18 protein-coding genes are annotated in these 18,391 nt (G+C 66.4%); all 18 read right to left on the bottom strand.

The window, feature by feature from the left end; all coding sequences use genetic code 11:
• Positions 1-138: 138 nt before the first annotated feature.
• Positions 139-948, bottom strand: a complete 810-nt coding sequence (gene mazG, locus ACFPMG_RS08335; protein ID WP_376994703.1) for a nucleoside triphosphate pyrophosphohydrolase — start codon at positions 946-948, stop codon at positions 139-141.
• A 584-nt stretch (positions 949-1,532) separates the two neighbouring features.
• Positions 1,533-1,952, bottom strand: coding sequence for a hypothetical protein (locus ACFPMG_RS08330; RefSeq protein WP_376994702.1), 420 nt, complete (start codon positions 1,950-1,952; stop codon positions 1,533-1,535).
• 76 nt (positions 1,953-2,028) lie between these two features.
• The gene (locus ACFPMG_RS08325) at positions 2,029-2,304 is read right to left on the bottom strand and encodes a hypothetical protein (RefSeq protein WP_376994701.1); all 276 of its coding nucleotides are present in this window, start codon (positions 2,302-2,304) and stop codon (positions 2,029-2,031) included.
• A 133-nt stretch (positions 2,305-2,437) separates the two neighbouring features.
• Entirely contained in the window at positions 2,438-3,250 is an 813-nt protein-coding gene (locus ACFPMG_RS08320; protein WP_376994700.1) for an inositol monophosphatase family protein, read from the bottom strand.
• On the bottom strand, positions 3,247-3,777 hold the full coding sequence (locus ACFPMG_RS08315; protein ID WP_376994699.1) for a hypothetical protein: 531 nt from the start codon (positions 3,775-3,777) through the stop codon (positions 3,247-3,249). Before ACFPMG_RS08315 ends, ACFPMG_RS08320 begins: the two co-directional genes overlap by 4 nt.
• A gap of 97 nt (positions 3,778-3,874) precedes the next feature.
• Positions 3,875-4,159 (bottom strand): hypothetical protein, encoded by a 285-nt coding sequence (locus ACFPMG_RS08310; protein WP_035675976.1) that lies wholly within the window; start codon positions 4,157-4,159, stop codon positions 3,875-3,877.
• 172 nt (positions 4,160-4,331) lie between these two features.
• Complete coding sequence (gene hflX, locus ACFPMG_RS08305; protein ID WP_376994698.1) at positions 4,332-5,591, bottom strand: GTPase HflX; 1,260 nt, start codon at positions 5,589-5,591, stop codon at positions 4,332-4,334.
• Between the two features lie 52 nt (positions 5,592-5,643).
• Positions 5,644-5,892, bottom strand: a complete 249-nt coding sequence (gene hfq, locus ACFPMG_RS08300; protein WP_035675971.1) for an RNA chaperone Hfq — start codon at positions 5,890-5,892, stop codon at positions 5,644-5,646.
• Positions 5,893-5,987: 95 nt separating this feature from the next.
• Entirely contained in the window at positions 5,988-6,686 is a 699-nt protein-coding gene (locus ACFPMG_RS08295; protein ID WP_376994697.1) for an HAD family hydrolase, read from the bottom strand.
• Positions 6,683-7,546 carry a D-amino-acid transaminase gene (locus tag ACFPMG_RS08290; protein ID WP_376994696.1) on the bottom strand — a complete coding sequence of 288 codons (864 nt, stop codon included), beginning with the start codon at positions 7,544-7,546 and terminating at the stop codon, positions 6,683-6,685. Before ACFPMG_RS08290 ends, ACFPMG_RS08295 begins: the two co-directional genes overlap by 4 nt.
• Positions 7,547-7,588: 42 nt before the next feature.
• Complete coding sequence (gene trkA, locus ACFPMG_RS08285; RefSeq protein WP_014197050.1) at positions 7,589-8,965, bottom strand: Trk system potassium transporter TrkA; 1,377 nt, start codon at positions 8,963-8,965, stop codon at positions 7,589-7,591.
• A 207-nt stretch (positions 8,966-9,172) separates the two neighbouring features.
• Entirely contained in the window at positions 9,173-9,481 is a 309-nt protein-coding gene (locus ACFPMG_RS08280) for a hypothetical protein (RefSeq protein WP_376994695.1), read from the bottom strand.
• Positions 9,482-9,840: 359 nt separating this feature from the next.
• On the bottom strand, positions 9,841-11,241 hold the full coding sequence (gene ntrX, locus ACFPMG_RS08275) for a nitrogen assimilation response regulator NtrX (protein ID WP_376994694.1): 1,401 nt from the start codon (positions 11,239-11,241) through the stop codon (positions 9,841-9,843).
• Positions 11,231-13,552: a sensor histidine kinase NtrY-like gene (locus tag ACFPMG_RS08270; protein ID WP_376994693.1), complete on the bottom strand. Its 2,322-nt coding sequence runs from the start codon at positions 13,550-13,552 to the stop codon at positions 11,231-11,233. The genes ntrX and ACFPMG_RS08270 overlap by 11 nt, the downstream gene beginning before the upstream one ends.
• Positions 13,553-13,738: 186 nt before the next feature.
• Positions 13,739-15,184 carry a nitrogen regulation protein NR(I) gene (gene ntrC / locus ACFPMG_RS08265; protein ID WP_306704216.1) on the bottom strand — a complete coding sequence of 482 codons (1,446 nt, stop codon included), beginning with the start codon at positions 15,182-15,184 and terminating at the stop codon, positions 13,739-13,741.
• Positions 15,181-16,383: a two-component system sensor histidine kinase NtrB gene (locus tag ACFPMG_RS08260; RefSeq protein ID WP_376994692.1), complete on the bottom strand. Its 1,203-nt coding sequence runs from the start codon at positions 16,381-16,383 to the stop codon at positions 15,181-15,183. Before ACFPMG_RS08260 ends, ntrC begins: the two co-directional genes overlap by 4 nt.
• Positions 16,383-17,369, bottom strand: coding sequence for a tRNA dihydrouridine synthase DusB (gene dusB, locus ACFPMG_RS08255; RefSeq protein ID WP_376994691.1), 987 nt, complete (start codon positions 17,367-17,369; stop codon positions 16,383-16,385). Before dusB ends, ACFPMG_RS08260 begins: the two co-directional genes overlap by 1 nt.
• Positions 17,370-17,494: 125 nt before the next feature.
• On the bottom strand, positions 17,495-18,310 hold the full coding sequence (locus ACFPMG_RS08250) for a cytochrome C assembly family protein (protein ID WP_040134121.1): 816 nt from the start codon (positions 18,308-18,310) through the stop codon (positions 17,495-17,497).
• Positions 18,311-18,391 lie beyond the last annotated feature (81 nt).

The following is an 18,391-nucleotide window of genomic DNA, read 5'->3' as shown; positions in this document are numbered from 1 at the left end:
GCGGCGGCGAACCGATCAAGGGGACATGACGGCGTGGGGATGCCGTCATGGGGACAAGGCCGGCCAAAGGCACAGGAGCCGGCATGCGGCGACCTGATCGTGCTCGCAGCTGACCGCGAGGGGTTCTGGAGACCGGACTTAAGACTCGCCGCGTTCCTCCCTCTTGGCCTGCACCCAGAAGGCTTCCATCTCGTCAAGCGTCGCTTCCTTTGGCGTGCGGCCCTGTTCGGACAGAAGCGCCTCGATGCGGTGGAAGCGGCGTTCGAATTTGGCGTTGGTGCCGCGCAACGCCGATTCCGGCTCGACCTTCAAGCGGCGGGCGAGGTTGACGAGCGCGAAGAGCAGGTCGCCCAGCTCGTCGGCCACCCGGTCCGGAGCAGAGCCGCTGTCCATCTCGTGGCGGAGTTCGCGGACCTCCTCCTCGATCTTGTCGAGGATGTCCCGCGCGTCGGTCCAGTCGAAGCCGACGCGGGCGGCGCGGTTCTGCAGCTTCAGGGCGCGGGTGAGGGCGGGCAGGCCGGCGATCACGCCCTCCAGGGCGGACGGGGCGCGGCCTTCCTCGGCGGCCTTGGCGGCGCGCTCGGCGGCCTTGTGGTCTTCCCAGCGCGAGGTCTGCATATCGGCGCCCTTCACCTCCTCGGCGCCGAAGACGTGCGGGTGGCGGCGGATCATCTTGTCGGCGATGACGCCGGCCACCTCGTCGAAGTCGAACAGATTCTCCTCGCGGGCCATCTGGCTGTAATAGACCACTTGGAAGAGCAGATCGCCCAACTCCTCGCGCAGCGCCGGCATGTCGCCTTTTTCGATGGCGTCGGCCACCTCATAGGCTTCCTCGATCGTGTGCGGAGCGATAGTGGCGTAGGTCTGCTCCAGATCCCACGGGCATCCGCCGTTGGGGTCGCGCAGGCGGGCCATGACGTCGATCAGGCGGTCGATGTTGCGGGCCATGGGAAGGTCTTCTTCGGCAGCGGGATGGGACGGGACAGCGACCTTAGCCGACCCGTCACAGCGAGAAAAGGAAACACGCCCCGCGCGGATTCAAACCCAGACCGCGGCCGTCGGGGCCATAGATGAAGCGATAGATGGTCTCGTGCGAGACGGTGCCGCAGGGCAGGGGCTCGTCATGGCGACGACGGAGGACACTGCGCCGGGACCCGCCTCACGGCCGGTCCGCGGCTAGGCGCCCTTTGATCCAGCAGCTGTAGTCCTGAATGGCCCAACAGACCGGGTCCCAACAACGTTCCGCCATCACACACTTGCGGGCGTAAGCGTCGGCCGTGGTGCAGTAGCAGCCCCGATATTCCTGGCCTCAGCGGTCGCGAAAAGGATCGTGGTAAAAGTTGCGCCGGATCTCGCGATGAATGGTCGAGCGGTGCCGGCCCAATTCCGCTAAGCCCTTGTACTGTCACAAGAGTTGCACTTCAGGATAGAATCTACCCGCCAGCAAACCAAAATCATATAAGCGAGATTATGGAAAATAAATTGTGAGAGATGAGGAGGGGGCGTCTGGCCTCCCTCCGTTCTTCGGTGCCTCAGCCGCCACGAAACCCCTTCAGGCTTTCGGCGGGCGGCGGCGGTGGGAAATGCGCGTCACGGGCGGCCTGGATCAGCGATTCGACGAAGGACATGTAAGGATCGCCGGAGGTCTTGGGGGCCTCGGCCGGTTCGATCGGCCCGTCATAACCGGTGTCGCTCGGAATGAGGGCTCCATACTCCGAGTTTTCCAGCGTCGGCGACAGGAAAATCGAATGGGTTGTCGCGTCGGGTTCGCCGATGTGGCGTTGGGAGCGTGTCAGCGAGAAATTCCCGTCGGCGTCCGGCATCGACAGGATCATCACCCCATGCTCCACTGCCTCCTTGTCGCGCGCATTCTGCCGCGCGTCGTTGTCGAAGGCGCTTCGCGGATACACGCTCTCGATGCTCGAGGGATCGTGGATGTTGGCCGTCTGCATGGATCACCCGCCGTTGTTGCGTTGGTCCAACACGCACCGGCAAAGGCAGGTTCCATGACCGGCGCCCCTCACTCCGTCATGGATTGTGGGCCATGGACGGGGCGTGCATGGTTGGCCGCGCCTTCCGACGCTGAGGCGGCGCCACGCTGAGCACCGGCTCCGCGTCAATCGCGCGAACCACCTCATGATCCTGGGCGACGTCCGCGGCCTCGGAATCGGTGGAACATTGCGACGCACCGGCGGCTGAGGCCGTCACGCCTGGGGGCTGACAGTCGGCGATCCGCTCCGCGCAGGCTGTGGGCGCCAGCAACGACGTCACCAACAGCACGCGCTTCAGGGCAATGGCCTTCATGATCGGGCGCTCCGCAAGGCTCACGGCGGCCGTTTCCGGCATCCTGGGACTATAAGGCCGCCATGCCCAGGGAGTTCCCACCGAATCCGGTCCCCAACGGAGGACGTGTGCGGTAGTCCGGTGCGCCCTTGCCTTAACCGAACAGATGCCGGTGCATCGCTTCCCAACTCGCACGGTCGGGGGTCAGCATCACCCCACCGTTGAGGACGGTCGGACGATAGGGCGAGCCATCGAACAGCGCGCCGTAGCCGCCGGCCTCCGCGTGAAGCAGAACACCCGCCGCGTGATCCCAGGGCATCAGGCGGTGGTACATCGAGAAATGCGCCCGGCCGTCGAGCAGGCGCAGATACTCCTGCGCGGCGCTGGACAGGCAGACGCGCGGGCCAAGGGAGCGGCCGCGCTCGTCCAACTGGCGCCCCAGATCCTCCGCGCAGAATCGCGTCGACAGGGCTCCGGTCATCTCGGCCAGGGGCACCGCCGGGGCGACCGTCACGCGCCGGCCGTTCAGATAGGCGCCCTGCCCTTTCACCGCCGTGGCGATGCGCCCGTCGCACGGGTCGTAGATCCAGCCGGCCAGCGTCTCGCCACGGCAGGCCAAGGCGATGATCACGGCGAAGAGCGGGCGCCCGTTGGCGAAATTCAGGGTGCCGTCGATCGGGTCGATGATCCAGACCGGTGCGTCGCCGTGGATGCGGTCGAGCAGGGACTTGTCGACGGACACCGCCTCCTCCCCCACCACCGTGCTGCCGGGAAGCAGGTCCAGCAGACGCGGCGTCAGGGCGCGTTCGCCCGCCTCGTCGGCCAGGGTCACGAGATCGGCCGGCCCGGTCTTCTCGCGGATGCCGGCGTTCGCCAGATCACGGAAATAGGGAAGAATCTCGCTCTCCGCGACCTCGCGGATGATCGCGGAGACGCGGTCGACGTCAGGAATCGGAAAATTCGTCACGGTTTCGGGGCCGCTTTGTTGGATCGGGGGTCGAGTCTCAGAACCGTTCCGCCATCCTTCGGCGGTTCCGGCAGCATGACTTTGCCGTCCAGACCGCTGTCTTTCAACGCTTTGACCAGTGCGTCATAGGTGGCTTGATCGGCCGCGGGGTTCGGGGCGGGCGGCGTGCCGGTCAGCGGGCCGGGTTCCGGCGGCTTGCGCGGCGCGTTCGGGTCGGGCGGGGGCTGCGGCACGTCGCGCGCTTCCCGCGTCTCCTCCCTGGGCGGCGGCGGAGGCGGACGCCACAGGCGGAAACAGTCGGTGAAGGTGGCTTCCTTGCAGGCCTTCAGCAGTTCCTTCGGGTCCGGCGCCACGACCAGCGGGCTGAAGGGGGCGGAAGGAAACTCCGCGGGCTCCGGCGGCAGGGGATCTTCCGGCGCGACCGGCGGCTCCTCCACGAATCCCGGTGGCAACACCCGCTCGGCGGCGGCGGCGGTGCCCGCGAAGGCCAGAAACGCCAGGGACAGGAGAGCGATCGGGACGCGCAAGGGAATCCGAAAAAAGAAAGCGGGCCGAGCCCCCATTATGGCGCCCTGCCCGCTGCATAGCCACGGACAAATCCTTGTCCCGGCACCCCCGCCTCCGTCAGGAGCGCGGCAGGCTGTCGCTCGGGGTGGCGTGCAGCGCCCAGGCGGCCAGTTCGGACCGCAGGGCGGCAATCTTGCTGCTTTCCGTCGGGTTGGTTTCCTTGCGCCAGGCGTCACTGATGATTTCCAGAAGACGGGCGCGACCGGCGTTGTCGCGCGACAGTTCCTGGATGCGCAGCACCGCGGCACCGGGCGACAACTGCTCCTGCCGGGCGACCAGGGTCACCTGATCGGCCAGGAAGGCGGTGATCGAGAAGTGTGTTGGATCGGTCTGCAAACGCATAGGCGGGCCTCCTCCCGGGGATAACCCATCGGCTCCCCGTCTCGAATATCGGGGGCGCGTTGGGAAAAGGCTACACCTCGGACGTCGTAGGCCGGGTCTGAAATCGGGCGCGTCATATCGTCGCACGTGCACGAACGAATTATGACGCGCCCGATGCCTTTATGGCGAAAGATCAGCCGTGCACGAACCGTTTCTCGAAACGGGCCAGATCCGCTGGGTCGATGGCCACCTGGATGTGGGCCTGGACCTCGTCGTCCCGCCGCTCCAGCACCTCACCTTTTGCATAGAGCCACGCGAGCGCCGCCCCGTCCCCCAGCTCCACGGACAGGTCCACCACATGGCGGTGGGCGTTCATCCGCTGGTCGAGCAGCCGGTCGAGATCGGCGATCCCCGCCCCCGACAGGGCGGACACCGCGACGGCGCGCGGGTTGCGGGCCGTCTGGGCCAGGATCGCCTCGCGGGATTCCTCGTCCAGCGCGTCGATCTTGTTCAGCACCTCGATCACGCGGTCGTCGGCGTCCGGGTCGATGCCCATGTCGCTCATGACCTCGTGCACGTCGGCCTTCTGGGCCTCGCTGTCCTGGTGGGACACGTCGCGGACATGCAGGATGATGTCGGCGGCGTCGACCTCCTCCAGCGTGGCGCGGAAGGCGGCGACGAGGCCGTGCGGCAGGTCGGAGATGAAGCCCACCGTGTCCGACAGGATCACCTTGCGCCCGGACGGCAGGGTCACCTGACGCATCGTCGGGTCGAGCGTGGCGAACAGCAGGTCCTTGGCGAAGACGTCGGCGTTGGCCAACCGGTTGAACAGCGTCGACTTGCCGGCGTTGGTGTAGCCGACCAGCGCCACCACCGGGTACGGCACCTTGGCGCGGGCCTTTCGGTGCAGGCCGCGGGTGCGGCGGACCTCCTCAAGCTCCTTTTTGATCTTGACGATGCGGTCGCCGATCAGGCGGCGGTCCATCTCAAGCTGGGATTCACCGGGGCCGCCGAGGAAGCCGAAGCCGCCGCGCTGGCGTTCCAGGTGGGTCCAGGAGCGGACGAGGCGCGACTTCTGGTAGGTCAGGGCGGCGAGCTCGACCTGGAGCATGCCTTCGCGCGTGCGGGCGCGGGCGCCGAAGATCTCCAGGATCAGACCGGTGCGGTCGATGACCTTGACCTTGAGGGCCTTTTCCAGATTGCGCTGTTGCACCGGCGACAGCGCGTGGTCGAGGATGACGAGGGATGCCTCCGTCTCCTCCACGATCTGGGCAAAATGCTCCACCGTCCCCGACCCGAGAAGGATCGAAGGCTGCGGGCGGTTCACCCGCGCGCATTCGGCGTGCACGACCTCCAGATCGATGGCGCGGGCAAGGCCCGCCGCCTCGTCCAGGCAGGATTCGGGATGGCGCAGGACCCCGTCCGCCTCATTGCGGAGGACGGGGTGGACCACGATGGCGCGGCCGGAGGCATCAGGCGTCCGGCCGTTGCCATTGGTCGGAAAATCAGACGTTTTCACCTTCCTTGGGCGGCTCGAAGAGTTGAATCGGATGCGCGGGCATCACGGTGGAGATGGCGTGCTTGTAGACGAGCTGCGAATGCGCATCGCGCCGCAGCAGTACCGAGAAGTTGTCGAACCAGGTGATGATTCCCTGAAGTTTAACACCGTTCACGAGGAACACGGTCACGGGAGTCTTGTTCTTGCGGACGTGGTTGAGGAACACGTCCTGCACATTTTGGCTTTTTTCAGACATTTTATGTCGCCCCCTTCTTCAGTGTTTTTTGGGGCCCCTTGTTAGAAGCCCGCCCCCTGCAGCGATAAGGTCATGGTTGGTCGCAACCGTCTCGACTACTGGTCATCCGATATGGTGTCACCACCGCTGCCCACCAACCCGCACAATGCATGGCACGTGTCGTACCGATGGGCCGGAGGGAAGCGGGTGAAGCCGCTCCCCTCGCCCGCCCCTATTAGCACCGGGACCATTCCCGCGCCATGGGCACATTCCATGTCGATGTCGGCGTCCCCCACGAACCAGACGTCCGGGCCGGGCGAAATGTTCGCCGGTTCCAGCGCCATCAGCACCGGCGCCCCGTGCGGCTTGTCGAATTCGGCGTCCTGGGCGCCGACCAGACGCCCGAAATAGCCGGTCCAGCCCAGCGCGTCGGCTTCCGCCCGCAGGAAGCGGCCGGTCTTGTTCGACACCACCGCCTGATAGATTCCGCGCTCCGCGAAGCCGCGCAGCAGGGATTCCGCACCCGGCAGGGGCCGGAGATGCTCCAGGTGATGCGCCTCGAAATAGGCGTAGAAGAGGTCGCGCGCGTCGGTCCAGCGCTCCCCGAAGATGCGGGGGAAGCTGTCGCGCAGCGACTGCTTGATGCGCTCGCGCGCCTCCTCCTCGGTCCAGGCCGGGTGGCCGAAGGTGACCAGCGCGTGGTTCAGCGCGGCGCGCACGGTGCCCCAGTTGTCGACCAGCGTGTTGTCCCAGTCGTAGAGGACGGCGCGCGGCAGCACGGGCAGGCGGTCGATGACGGCGGCGGCGTCGCTCATGACGGGACCTGTCCGGCCACGTAATCCAGATAGGCCTGCCGCAGCATCCGTGTGATCGGCCCTGGCCTGCCCTCGCCCACCGGCTTGCCGTCGATGCGGGTCACCGGCAAAGCGAAGGTGCCGGCGGAGGACACGAAGGCCTCGCGGGCGGCGAGTGCCTCCTCCATGGTGAAGCTGCGCTCCTCCACCGGGATGCCGCGCTCGCGGGCCAGCCGCAGAAGCGACAGGCGGGTGATGCCGTTGAGGATCTTCTGCGACGGGGCGCGGGTCACCAGCACGCCGTCCTGCGTGACGATCCAGGCGTTGGAGGAGGAACCCTCCGTCACCGTGCCGTCCGGATCGATCAGCCACGCCTCGTAGGCGCCCGATTCGGCAGCCTGCTGCTTGGCCAGCACCGGGGCGAGAAGGCCGACCGTCTTGATGTCGCGCCGGCCCCAGCGGATGTCGGGCACCGTGACCACGGCAACGCCCTTTTCGAGCTGCTCCGGCTTGGCGAAGGCGGTGACCCGCTTGACGGTCATCACCAGGGTCGAGGGGACGTCCGCCGGGAACTTGAAGTCGCGCGGGGCGACGCCGCGGGTGACCTGGAGGTAGAGCGACCCGTTGCGGACGCCGTTCCGCCGCACCAGCTCGCGGGCGATCATCGTCACGATGCGCGGCGCCGCCGGCCAGTCCATGCGCAGCTCCGACAGGCTGCGGCCCAGACGCTCCATATGGCCGTCCAGGTCCGCGAAGCGCCCGTCGAGGAGGGTCACCACCTCATAGACGCCATCGGCGAACTGGAAGCCGCGGTCTTCCACATGGACCGCCGCCTGCCGGTGCGGCAGGTAACGGCCGTTGACGTATGCCCATCGAGCCATGGAGGTTCTTTTTGTTGGTGCCAAAAACGATACGGGAGGCGATCAGAAGAATTCAAGCCGGACGGCGAACATCTTCTCCACCTTTTTCACCTGACCGGCGGTGGCGAGGATGATGACGCGGTCCTTCGGACGGATCACCGTGGCGGGGCGCGGGATGATGACCTCGTCGCCGCGTACGATGGCTCCGACGATGACCCCGGAGGGCAGCTTCACCTCCCGCAGCGGCGTGTTCACCACCGCGGAGGTTTCCAGCGCCTCCGCCTCGATCACCTCGGCGAAGCCGTCGCGCAGGCTGTGCACCGCGCGGATGCGGCCGCGGCGGACATGCTGGAGGATGTTCGACACGGTGATGGCGCGCGGGCTGACCACCGCGTCGATCCCCAGCGGCGACACCAGCGAGGTATAGGACGCCTTGTTGATCAGCGTGATGGCGCGCTTCGCCCCATGCCGCTTGGCGAGCAGAGAGGAGAGGATGTTGCCCTCGTCGTCGTTGGTCACCGCGACCACCGTTTCGGTGGCGCGGACGTTGGCCTCCTCCAGGATTTCCGGATCCAGCCCATCGCCGTGCAGCACCATGGTGCGCGACAGGCGCTGCGCCACGAACTGGGCGCGGCTGCGGTTCATCTCGATGATGCGGGCGGTGACGTGGGGGTACTTCGCCTCCAGTTCCTCCGCCAGGCACAGCCCGATGTTGCCGCCGCCCAGGATGATGATGCGGCGGGCCTCCACCTCCTCATGGCCGAAGGCGGCCATGGCGCGGTTCAGATGGCGGTTGTCGCAGGCGAAATAGACCTCGTCACCGGGCAGCATCTGGTCGTCGCCGCCGGGAATGAAGGACCGGTCGTTGCGGATGATTGCCACCACCTCCAGCCCGAGGTCGGGGAACAGGCCGGTCAGCTGGCGCAGCGGCGTGTGCAGCACCGGGCACGTCTCGGTGCACAGGACGCCGACGACGCGGACCTTGCCGTCCGCCAGAGGGATCATGTCGAAGGCGCCCGGCACCTGGAGCCGGCGGGCGATGGCCCGGGCCACCGCGATCTCCGGCGAGATGATGACGTCGATCGGCATATGGTCGCGGCTGAACAGGTCCGCCCAGATCGGCTTCAGATAGCTCTGGTTGCGGACGCGGGCGATCTTGGTCGGCACCTTGAACAGGGCGTGCGCGACCTCGCAGGCGACCATATTGATCTCGTCGATCTGGGTGACCGCGATGATCATGTCGGTTTCGCCCGCCCCCGCCGCCTCCAGAACGTCGGGGTGCGAAGCATGGCCGACCATCGCCTGCACGTCGAGCGTGTCGCTGATCCGCTGGATGAGTTCCGGCGAATGATCGATCACCGTGACGTTGTTTCCCTCGGACGCCAGATAGCGCGCGATGTTCGAGCCGACCTGCCCGGCTCCACAAACGATGACCTTCACGGCCTTTGCACCCTTCCCCGCCCAATTTCCAGGCACTTAGGACAGGGACCTTATCATTTTGCGGCAGGGTGCACCAACTCTATGTTCGCGAAGGGAAATACGGGCCAACGTGCATGCGTGGACAGGAAGAAGGGCGACGGATGCCCTGCCCTATCACCCTCTCCCAGAAGTCGTCGCGAAACGGAAACCCGTTTGCCGGCCTTGGCGTCAGCTGTTGTCGATCGTGTAATAGAACTGCGTGACGACTCCCTCCGGAGCGCCGTCCTTGCGGGTGTCGAAGTTGAAGTCCTGCGACCGGCCATTGATGTTGACCGATCCCTGGAGGTGGGCTGGTCCATTGAAATTCACCCCGATCAGCAGAAGCTGATTCACGCCGGCCTGGAGATTGCCGGTCAGCACGACCTGTTCGTTGATCGCTTCGCCACCGCCAATGCGGTTGTAAACCTGGGCGCCATTCAAATAAGCAACAAGCTGGTTGTCAGTGTAATTGACGGTCAGAACGGCTGTTGTGGCCATCTTGCAATTCCTCCTCACAAGGGAAATTTCTGCTTGGCTTTGTTAAAAGCAATCACAAGATAATAAATATTTAGGAAATCACCTTCGATCAACACCAAAAATGTTACCTCATATTTCACAAAATACATAAATACAATTGTATATCTATATTTTTCCAAAAGCCAAACCACATAGCGCATTCTAAATATTAAAATTACGTCAGCGCAACTTCAGAAGACACAGTTCAAGACACAAGTCGGAAAGCGCTGATCTCAGACAAAGAAAAAGCAGGCTCCCAAGCCGTCCGCGTTCAGGACATGCTTGGGCAACCTGCTTCAGGAGAAATGACGGCGCCTTGTGCTTGACGATGCTGAGCAAGCCTACTCGACGAACAGCTTTCCCTTCTCGCTGCCGTGCACACCAAGCGACTTCAGCTTCCGGTGCAAGGCGGAGCGCTCCATCCCCACGAAGGAAGCGGTGCGGGAGATGTTTCCGCCGAAGCGGGTGACCTGGGCCAGCAGATACTCGCGCTCGAACACCTCGCGGGCCTCGCGGAGCGGCAGGCCCATGATCTCGCCCCCTTTGTCCCATTTCAGGACGGTGGGGGTGATGGCGCCGATCTCCGGCGGAAGCTGGTCGGCGCGGATCGGCTCCTTGGGGTCGCCCTGCGCCATGATGAGCAGCCAGTCGACCACGTTGCGCAGCTGGCGCACATTGCCCGGCCAGTCGTAGGCCTGGAGCGCAGCCATGGCGTCCTCGCCGAACTCACGGATCGGCAGGCCGGCGGCTTCGGCGGAACGCTGCATGAAATGGCGGGCCAGCAGCGGAATGTCCTCGCGCCGCTCGGCCAGCGAGGGCACGCGGATCGGAACGACGGCCAGCCGATAGAACAGGTCCTGGCGGAAGCGGCCCTGGTCGATCTCCGCCTGAAGGTCGCGGTTGGAGGTGGCGACGACGCGCACATCCACCTCGACCCGCTGGCCGCCGCCGACCCGCTCGAAGACCTGCTCCTGCAGGGCGCGGACGATCTTGCCCTGGGTTTCCAGAGGCATGTCGGCCACCTCGTCCAGCAGCAGCGTGCCGCCGTGCGCCTGCTCGAAGGTGCCGATCTTGCGCCCGCCACCGTCCACCCCGGCCTCCGTCCCGAACAGCTCCATCTCCAGCCGGTCGGGGCGCATGGTGGCGCAGTTCAGCCCGACGAAGGGGCCACCGGTACGGCGTGAGCGAGCGTGGATCAGCCGGGCCACCACTTCCTTGCCGGAACCGGCGGGGCCGGTGATGAGAACGCGGCTGCCGGTGGGCGCCACCTTCTCGATGCTCTGGCGGACGTGGTTGACAGCGGTGGACCGGCCAACCAGTTCCACCTCGCCGCCGGCGCGCAACTTCAGTTCCTCGTTCTCGCGCTTCAGCCGGGCCGCCTCGATGGCGCGATCCACCATCAGCAGCAGCCGGTCGGCCTTGAAAGGCTTCTCGATGAAGTCGTAGGCGCCGATCTTGATCGCCGACACGGCGGTCTCGATGTTGCCGTGGCCCGAGATCATGATGACCGGCAGGTTCCGGTGGTCGCGCATCAGCTGTTCGAGGATCTGAAGCCCGTCCAACCGGCTGCCCTGCAGCCAGATGTCCAGCACCACGAGGCTCGGACGGCGCGCGGACACCTGGGCGAACGCCTGATCGGCGTCGGCGGCCTCGCGCGTCTTCATGCCTTCGTCGTTCAGGATGCCGGCGATCAGCATCCGGATGTCCGCTTCGTCGTCGACGATCAGAATGTCATGCGCCATGGGCTGCGTGCCTCTTCTCTTCACCGGTCTCCGCCGGCGTGCCAACGCCGCCGGGGGCGTCGCCCGCGGCCGTGCCGGAGCTGGTGGACGTGTTGGGGATGACCAGACCGACGCGTGCCCCGCCGCCTTCGCGGTCCTCCAGGGTCAGCACGCCGCCGTGGTCCTCCATGATCTTCTTGACGATTGCCAACCCCAGACCCGTGCCTTTGGCGCGTGTCGTCACATAGGGTTCGGTCAGCCGGTCGCGCTCTTCGGTGGGCAGGCCCTTGCCGTTGTCCTCGACGATCACGGCGATGCGCTCGGCATCGACCTCGACGCGGATGGCGATGTGGGCGGGCGGCAACTCCGCGCCATCGGGGGGCGGCGGGCGGCCTTCGATGGCGTCCGCGGCGTTCTGCAGCAGGTTGGTCAGCGCCTGGCTGATCTGGCGGCTGTCGCAGGGCACGGTCAGCGGCCCCTGGGGAAGCGCCATATCGAACTTGATCCTCCCGGCGTGCGCGCTGGATTGCAGGAACACCGCCTGCCGGACGAGGTCGTTGAGGTTGCAGGGCTTCATCACCGGCTGCGGCATGCGCGCGAAGGCCGAAAACTCGTCCACCATGCGGCGGATGTCGTCCACCTGCCGGACGATGGTGTCCGTGCACATGGTGAAGACCTCGGTATCGCTGGTGATTTCCTTGAGGTACTTGCGGCGCAGCCGTTCGGCCGAGAGCTGGATCGGCGTCAGCGGATTCTTGATCTCGTGAGCGATGCGGCGGGCGACGTCGGCCCAGGCCGCCTTGCGCTGGGCGGAGACCAGTTCGGTGATGTCGTCGAAGGTCACGACGTAGCCGCGAATCTCCCCACTGCCCCGCCCTTCGGTGGAGATGCGGACGAGCAGCGTCAGCGGCGTCGTGCCGGGACGGCGGATCTGGATCTGGTCCTGCACCACCCGCCCGGGACGGCCCGGCGCGTGATCCAGAAGCTCCCCCATCTCCGGCGACAACTCGGCCAGCTTCATCCCGATCAGGCTTTCCGCGTCCTCGACGCCGAGAAGGCGCGCGGCCGAGAAGTTGGGAAGGGTGATGCGCCCCTCCGCGTCCAACCCGATCACGCCCGCCGACACGCCGCCCAGCACGGTCTCGGTGAAGCGACGGCGCTCGTCGATCAGACGGTTGGCGGAGAGAAGCTCGTGCCGCTGGCTTTCGATCTCGGTCGTCATGCGGTTGAAGGCGCGCGACAGCAGGCCAAGCTCGTCCTCGGCGGGCGGCTCGGTCACCCGGACGGTCAGGTCGCCGGCGCGCACCCGCTCCGCCGCGCCGATCAGGGCGCTGATCGGCCGCGCCAGCCGCGTCGCGAAGATCAACCCGGCCCACACCGCGGCCAGCAGCAGCAGCATGGCGACGACCAGGAAGATCAAGGTGAAGGTGATTTGCAGGCTGCCGCGCTGGCTTTCCAGAGCACCGAACTCCCGGACCGCCCCTTCCGCCGAGGCCATGTGCGAAAGCACACGCGGTTCCACCATGCGCCCGACATAAAGATAGGTGTCGGCGAAGCGGTCGAGCCGGACCAGCGCCCGGACGCGGTCGTCGTTCTCGCTGACGATCATCGCCACCTCGCCGCGGCGGGCGGTGGCGAGCTTGTCGTCGGGGATCGGGTCGAACTCTAGAGCGAAGGTGTAGCCGGAGCGCGCGACGATGGCGCCGGTCGTCCCGTTGAAGACAATCGCTTCCGACAAGGCGCGCAGCATCGCCTGGGTGGCGACCACCTGCTCGAACCGCTCCGGATCGCTGGCGAGGCGCGCCGCCTCCTGGTTGAGGTCGTTCGCCATGGCGAGCGCGTCGGCGCGGATGTTCTGCTGGTGCTCGTGCAGATAGGCGCTGGCCACCGCCAGCGATTCGTTCACCGCGGTGCGCACCCGTTCGCTGAACCAGGACTGCACGCCGACATAGAAGAAGACCGTGGAAAAGATGGCCATGATGATGGCCGGCGCAACGGCGAGCAGGCTGAACACCGCGACCAGACGCACATGCATCTGCGACCCGGCCAGACCGCGTCGCCGCCCGATCCACAGATAGACGATGCGCCGCGCGATCAGCACGCCGAGCAGCAGCAGAAGGGCCAGATCGAGGGTCAGCAGCCATGTGACGGTGCGCGGGTTGGTTTCCCCGAAGGGCGCGCTCTCCGTCAGTGCCGTGTACGTCGCGAAGCCAGCCACCAGTGCGGCCAACGACAGCGCGAAGGCAAGCCGCTTCGCCAACCCGACCCGGGCTGCCCAGCGAAGGAACTGTTGCCAAAGCGGCGTGGCGGTTTCAGGGGGTGTGGGCGACATCAATCCGGCAACCAGTCTGTTGCCAGAATGATACATGAGCTGTTGCCGTCCTGCCAAGCGGCAACCCCTCTGCCTTTCGCACAGTCCCTAAGGAGCATTGCGAAGGGCAGAGGCGCCGAAAGCCTGTCGCAAAAAGAACACGCTGTGGGAATGGCGCGATGCCCGGCCGGTCCACCGGGCGCCGGATCACTTCAGCCCGCGCACCACTTGGATATCGAGATCGCGGATCTTCTTGCGCAGCGTGTTGCGGTTGAGGCCGAGCAGCTGCGCCGCCTTGATCTGGTTGCCCCGCGTGGCCGAAAGGCTGAGCGAGATCAGCGGCCGTTCCACCTCGCGCAGCACGCGGTCATAAAGGCCGTTCGACGGCATGCCGTCCTTGTGCGCGGCGAAGTAATCCTTCAGATGCCGTTCCACGGCGGCGGACAGGCCCTCGCCCTGCGGCTCCTCCACCGGCTGGGCGGCGGGGGTGGCGTCGGCAAGCTCCGCCTCCACGACGTCCAGCCCGATGACCTCCTGCGAATAGAGCGCAGCGAGGCGGCGGACCAGATTCTCCAGTTCGCGCACGTTGCCCGGCCAGCGGTAGCGCTTCAACCGGTCCATGGCGGGCTGGTCGATGCTCTTCACCGGCAGTCCCTGCGCCGAGCACTGGTTTAGGAAATGGCGAACCAGAAGCGGCACGTCCTCCGTGCGCTCGCGCAGCGGCGGCAGACGGATGGGGACGACGCACAGCCGGTAGAACAGGTCCTCGCGGAACAGGCCCTGGCGGATCAGGGTGCGCAGGTCGCGGTGGGTCGCGGCGACGATGCGTACGTCCGTCTTGATCGGTGTACGCCCGCCGACGGTGGTGTACTCGCCCTCCTGCAGCACGCGCAACAGGCGGGTCTGCGCCTCCAGCGGCATGTCGCCGATCTCGTCGAGGAACAGGGTGCCGCCCTGCGCCTGCTCGAAGCGGCCGGTCGACCGGTTGGTGGCTCCGGTGAAGGCGCCCTTCTCGTGACCGAACAGCTCGGATTCGATCAGTTCGCGCGGGATGGCCGCCATATTGATGGCGACGAAGGGACCGTTGCGACGCTTGCCGTAATCGTGGAGTGCGCGGGCCACCAATTCCTTGCCGGTGCCCGACTCGCCGGTGATCGTCACCGTCAGGTCGGTGCCCATCAAACGGGCAAGGACGCGGTAGATCTCCTGCATGGCCGGCGAGCGGCCGATCAGGGGAAGCTGCTCGTCCGCCTCGCCGGCGTCGGCCGGCAGAGCGGCCGGCGGCGTGTTGGAGTTCAGCGCACGCTCGACGACGGAGACCAGCTCCTTCAGGTCGAAGGGCTTGGGCAAATATTCGAAGGCGCCGCGCTCCGCCGCCTTCACGGCGGTGATCAGCGTGTTCTGCGCGCTCATCACGATGATGCGCAGGTCGGGTCGGATCTTCTTGATCCGCGGGATCAGGTCCAGCCCGTTCTCGTCGGGCATCACCACGTCGGTGATGATGAGGTCGCCCTGCCCGTCCGCCACCCAGCGCCAGAGCGTGGAGGCGTTGCCGGTGGTGCGCACCTCGTGCCCGAGGCGGGCGAGCGCCTGGGTCAGAACGGTGCGGATGGCGCGGTCGTCGTCCGCAACCAGGATCGTGGCTGCACTCATCCGATGGCCCCTCGGATGCCTCTGGCCGGTGCAGGATCGCCGCTCATCTGCGCTTCATCGAACATGGGTAGCGAGACCTTGAAGACGGTGCGGCGCGGCTGGCTGTCAAATTCGATGACGCCACCGTGGTCGCCGACGATTTTGGCTACCAATGCAAGCCCCAGGCCAGTTCCGTTGACCTTCGTCGTAATGAAGGCATCGAACAGGTTGGAGCGCAGGTCGTCGGGTATGCCGTCCCCATTATCCTGAACGGACACCAGCAACGGCAGGTGCAGGCGGGTGTCGCCGCCGGGCAGGGCCATGCGGACGCCGTGCTGATAAGATGTGCTGAGAATGATCTCGCCGCCCGATTCCGGTGCAGCTTCTGCCGCATTTTTAATCAGGTTGAGGAAAATCTGGATAAGTTGGTCGCGGTTGCCATAGACCGGCGGCAGAGACGGGTCGTACCGCTCGATGAAGCGGATGTTCCGCGCGAAGCCGCTCTGGGCCACCTTGCGGACATGCTCCAGAACGGTGTGGATGTTCACCGGATCGCGCTCCAGCGGGCGCTGGTCGGAGAAGACCTCCATCCGGTTGACCAGAGCGACGATGCGGTCGGCCTCGTCGCAGATCAGCCGGGTCAGCACCCGGTCGGACTCGCTGCAATTCTCCTCCAGGAGCTGCGCCGCGCCGCGGATGCCCGACAGCGGGTTCTTCACCTCGTGCCCCAGCATAGACGCCATGGCGGTGACCGAGCGGGCGGCGTTGCGGTGGGTCAGGGAATTGTCGATCTTGCGGGCCAGCGTACGCTCATTGACCGTCAGCAGCACATGGTCGGCCGGCTCGCCCAGCGCGGTCACCCGCACGGTGACGTGGTGCGGGCCGATGCGCGGCGTGTCGATGACGACGCCCTCCTGGGAGGCACGGTGCCGGCCCTGCTGCACCTGCTCGATCAACTGGCTGACCGGGCTGTTGGGCGGCAGCAGTTCCGCCAGCGGCATGCCTTCCATCATGGCGGCGGACAGGCCGAAGAACTCCTGCGCCTCCAGATTCACGTAGCGGATGTCGCCGGCACCATCGACGACCAGCACGGGGTCAGGGAGCGCGTTCAGCATGACGGATGGATCGATGCAGGAGCGGACGGGACGGTAGGAACTGGAGGGCGCACGGGGCCGCGCCGGGCGGCGGGGCAACGGAGCAGCGGCAGATGCACGAGCCATCAAGCAGCCATCCTTTCGATCGCCGGGGCGTAGAAGTCGCGGATGAAGCCGCGCACTCGTTCGGGATCGGACATGCGGTTGACCTCCGAGCGGAATTCGGCGGAGTCGCGCAGGCCCGTCGAGTACCAGGAAATGTGCTTGCGGGCGACGCGCAGCCCGCCCTCGACGCCGTAATGGGTCAGCATGGCGTCGTAATGCTCCAGCAGCGTGTCGAGCTGCTCGTGGAGCGGCGGATCGGGCAACCGTTCGCCGGTGCGGATGTAATGCATCACCTGGGCGGGGAACCACGGCCGCCCGTAGCTGCCGCGCCCGATCATCACTCCGTCGGCCCCGGACTCGGCGAGCGCCCGGTCCACGGAGTCGAAGGACGTGATGTCGCCGTTGACCACCACGGGGATCGACACCGCCTCTTTCACGGAGCGGATGAAGGACCAGTCGGCGGTGCCGGTGTAGAACTGCTCGCGGGTGCGGCCGTGAACGGTGACCAGCTTGATCCCGCACTCCTCCGCGATGCGGGCGAGACGGGGCGCGTTCAGGCTGTTGTCGTCCCACCCCTTGCGCATCTTCAGCGTCACGGGAATGGAAACCGCCTTCACCGTGGCTTCCAGGATGCGGGCGGCGAGCGCCTCGTCGCGCATCAGGGAGGAGCCGGCGTGGCCGTTGACCACCTTCTTCACCGGGCAGCCGAAATTGATGTCGACGACGGCGGCGCCGCGATCCTCGTTCAGCTTCGCCGCCTCGGCCATCACGTCGGGCTCGCAGCCGGCGAGTTGGACCGCCATGGGGAACTGCTCAGGCTCGCATTCGACCATGCGCAGGGTCTGGCGGTTCTCGCGGATCATCGCCTGGCTCGCGACCATCTCCGAGACGACCAGCCCGCAGCCGGACTGCTTCACCAGCCGCCGGAACGGCAGGTCGGTGACTCCGGACATAGGGGCGAGGATCACCGGACCCTCAAGCGAGATGGTGCCGATTTGAATGGCCATGTTCACCTGCCCACATGATGGGCACATTAGCGATATGATGAGAATTTGTGCACGGTAGCACAGCGTTTCGGCATGTTGCAAGTGCACATACCGCGAGCGCCGCGCTGGCTGTCATGCGCGGGGGGCTAGCCGAGCAGGACGTCGGTGACGAACTTGACGCCCGGATAGGCGAGGGTCAGGAGCAGATAGGCGATCAGCACGAGACGCGCCGCCATCCGCCCGCGCACGCCGGTGCGGGCGTGGGCGAGCAACAACCCGCCGATGACGACGAAGCTGGCGACCGACAGCAGCGTCTTGTGATCAGCGCGCAGCAGCGCGCCGGTTTCGTAATAGAGCACCGCCATTCCCGTGGCGAGACCGGCTCCCAGTACCGCCTCCGACGCGCCGAGAAGGTGGAGCTGCATCCGCTCGCTTTCTGTCACCGGGGGCAGGAAACGGGTCAAGGGGGTCGGACGTTTCGACTTCAGCGCCCGTTCCTGGAGAAAGGCGGCGAGCGACGCCACGGCGGCCATGGTCAGCAGCGCATAGGTGATGACCGACACCGCGATGTGCAGGTCGATCCAGATGCCCGGCGCCCCGCCGCGCAGGACCGGCGCCGGGGCCTGCTGGGCCAGCGTCGCGAAGGCGCCGACGGTCAGCAGGTAGGGCAGCAGCAGCGGCGACAGCCGCCACGCCGACCGGGTCAGCGCGCTCATTGCCATGAACAGCAGCATGCAGGCGGCGATGGTGATCCACAGCGCGGTGGACAGGCCGGTGTGCCAGCGTCCCGCCACCTGGGTAAGCGCCCAGGCCGCCGGCCCGGCGAAGCCCAGAGCCAGGGCGCCCCAGAAGTAGGCGGACCGACCGTCCGCCCCCTGCCCCGCGATCCGGTGGTACGGGTAGATGGACGCCGGCAGCAGAGCCATCAGCGCGGTCAGGCTGTAGACGATGTTCTGCGACATGCGGCGGACCCGTGCCCTTCCCTCTGCGGAAACCCAAAGTCGCTGTTGGACAAGTCTTCGCTGCTCCAGCCCCAGGGGCTC

The organism is Azospirillum himalayense, assembly GCF_042657465.1.
Classification (GTDB): domain Bacteria; phylum Pseudomonadota; class Alphaproteobacteria; order Azospirillales; family Azospirillaceae; genus Azospirillum; species Azospirillum himalayense.
The sequence above is the reverse complement of the archived record's forward strand: the minus strand, read 5'-3'. Positions and strand labels throughout refer to the sequence as shown.

Excerpts from the sequence above, each read along its gene's own strand:
- mazG (WP_376994703.1), bottom strand. The coding sequence starts at position 948 with ATGGCCCGCAACATCGACCGCCTGATCGACGTCATGGCCCGCCTGCGC.
- ACFPMG_RS08330 (WP_376994702.1), bottom strand. The coding sequence starts at position 1,952 with ATGCAGACGGCCAACATCCACGATCCCTCGAGCATCGAGAGCGTGTAT.
- ACFPMG_RS08325 (WP_376994701.1), bottom strand. The coding sequence starts at position 2,304 with ATGAAGGCCATTGCCCTGAAGCGCGTGCTGTTGGTGACGTCGTTGCTG.
- ACFPMG_RS08310 (WP_035675976.1), bottom strand. The coding sequence starts at position 4,159 with ATGCGTTTGCAGACCGATCCAACACACTTCTCGATCACCGCCTTCCTG.
- hfq (WP_035675971.1), bottom strand. The coding sequence starts at position 5,892 with ATGTCTGAAAAAAGCCAAAATGTGCAGGACGTGTTCCTCAACCACGTC.
- ACFPMG_RS08295 (WP_376994697.1), bottom strand. The coding sequence starts at position 6,686 with ATGAGCGACGCCGCCGCCGTCATCGACCGCCTGCCCGTGCTGCCGCGC.
- ACFPMG_RS08290 (WP_376994696.1), bottom strand. The coding sequence starts at position 7,546 with ATGGCTCGATGGGCATACGTCAACGGCCGTTACCTGCCGCACCGGCAG.
- ACFPMG_RS08280 (WP_376994695.1), bottom strand. The coding sequence starts at position 9,481 with ATGGCCACAACAGCCGTTCTGACCGTCAATTACACTGACAACCAGCTT.
- ntrX (WP_376994694.1), bottom strand. The coding sequence starts at position 11,241 with ATGGCGCATGACATTCTGATCGTCGACGACGAAGCGGACATCCGGATG.
- ACFPMG_RS08270 (WP_376994693.1), bottom strand. The coding sequence starts at position 13,552 with ATGTCGCCCACACCCCCTGAAACCGCCACGCCGCTTTGGCAACAGTTC.
- ntrC (WP_306704216.1), bottom strand. The coding sequence starts at position 15,184 with ATGAGTGCAGCCACGATCCTGGTTGCGGACGACGACCGCGCCATCCGC.
- ACFPMG_RS08260 (WP_376994692.1), bottom strand. The coding sequence starts at position 16,383 with ATGGCTCGTGCATCTGCCGCTGCTCCGTTGCCCCGCCGCCCGGCGCGG.
- dusB (WP_376994691.1), bottom strand. The coding sequence starts at position 17,369 with ATGGCCATTCAAATCGGCACCATCTCGCTTGAGGGTCCGGTGATCCTC.
- ACFPMG_RS08250 (WP_040134121.1), bottom strand. The coding sequence starts at position 18,310 with ATGTCGCAGAACATCGTCTACAGCCTGACCGCGCTGATGGCTCTGCTG.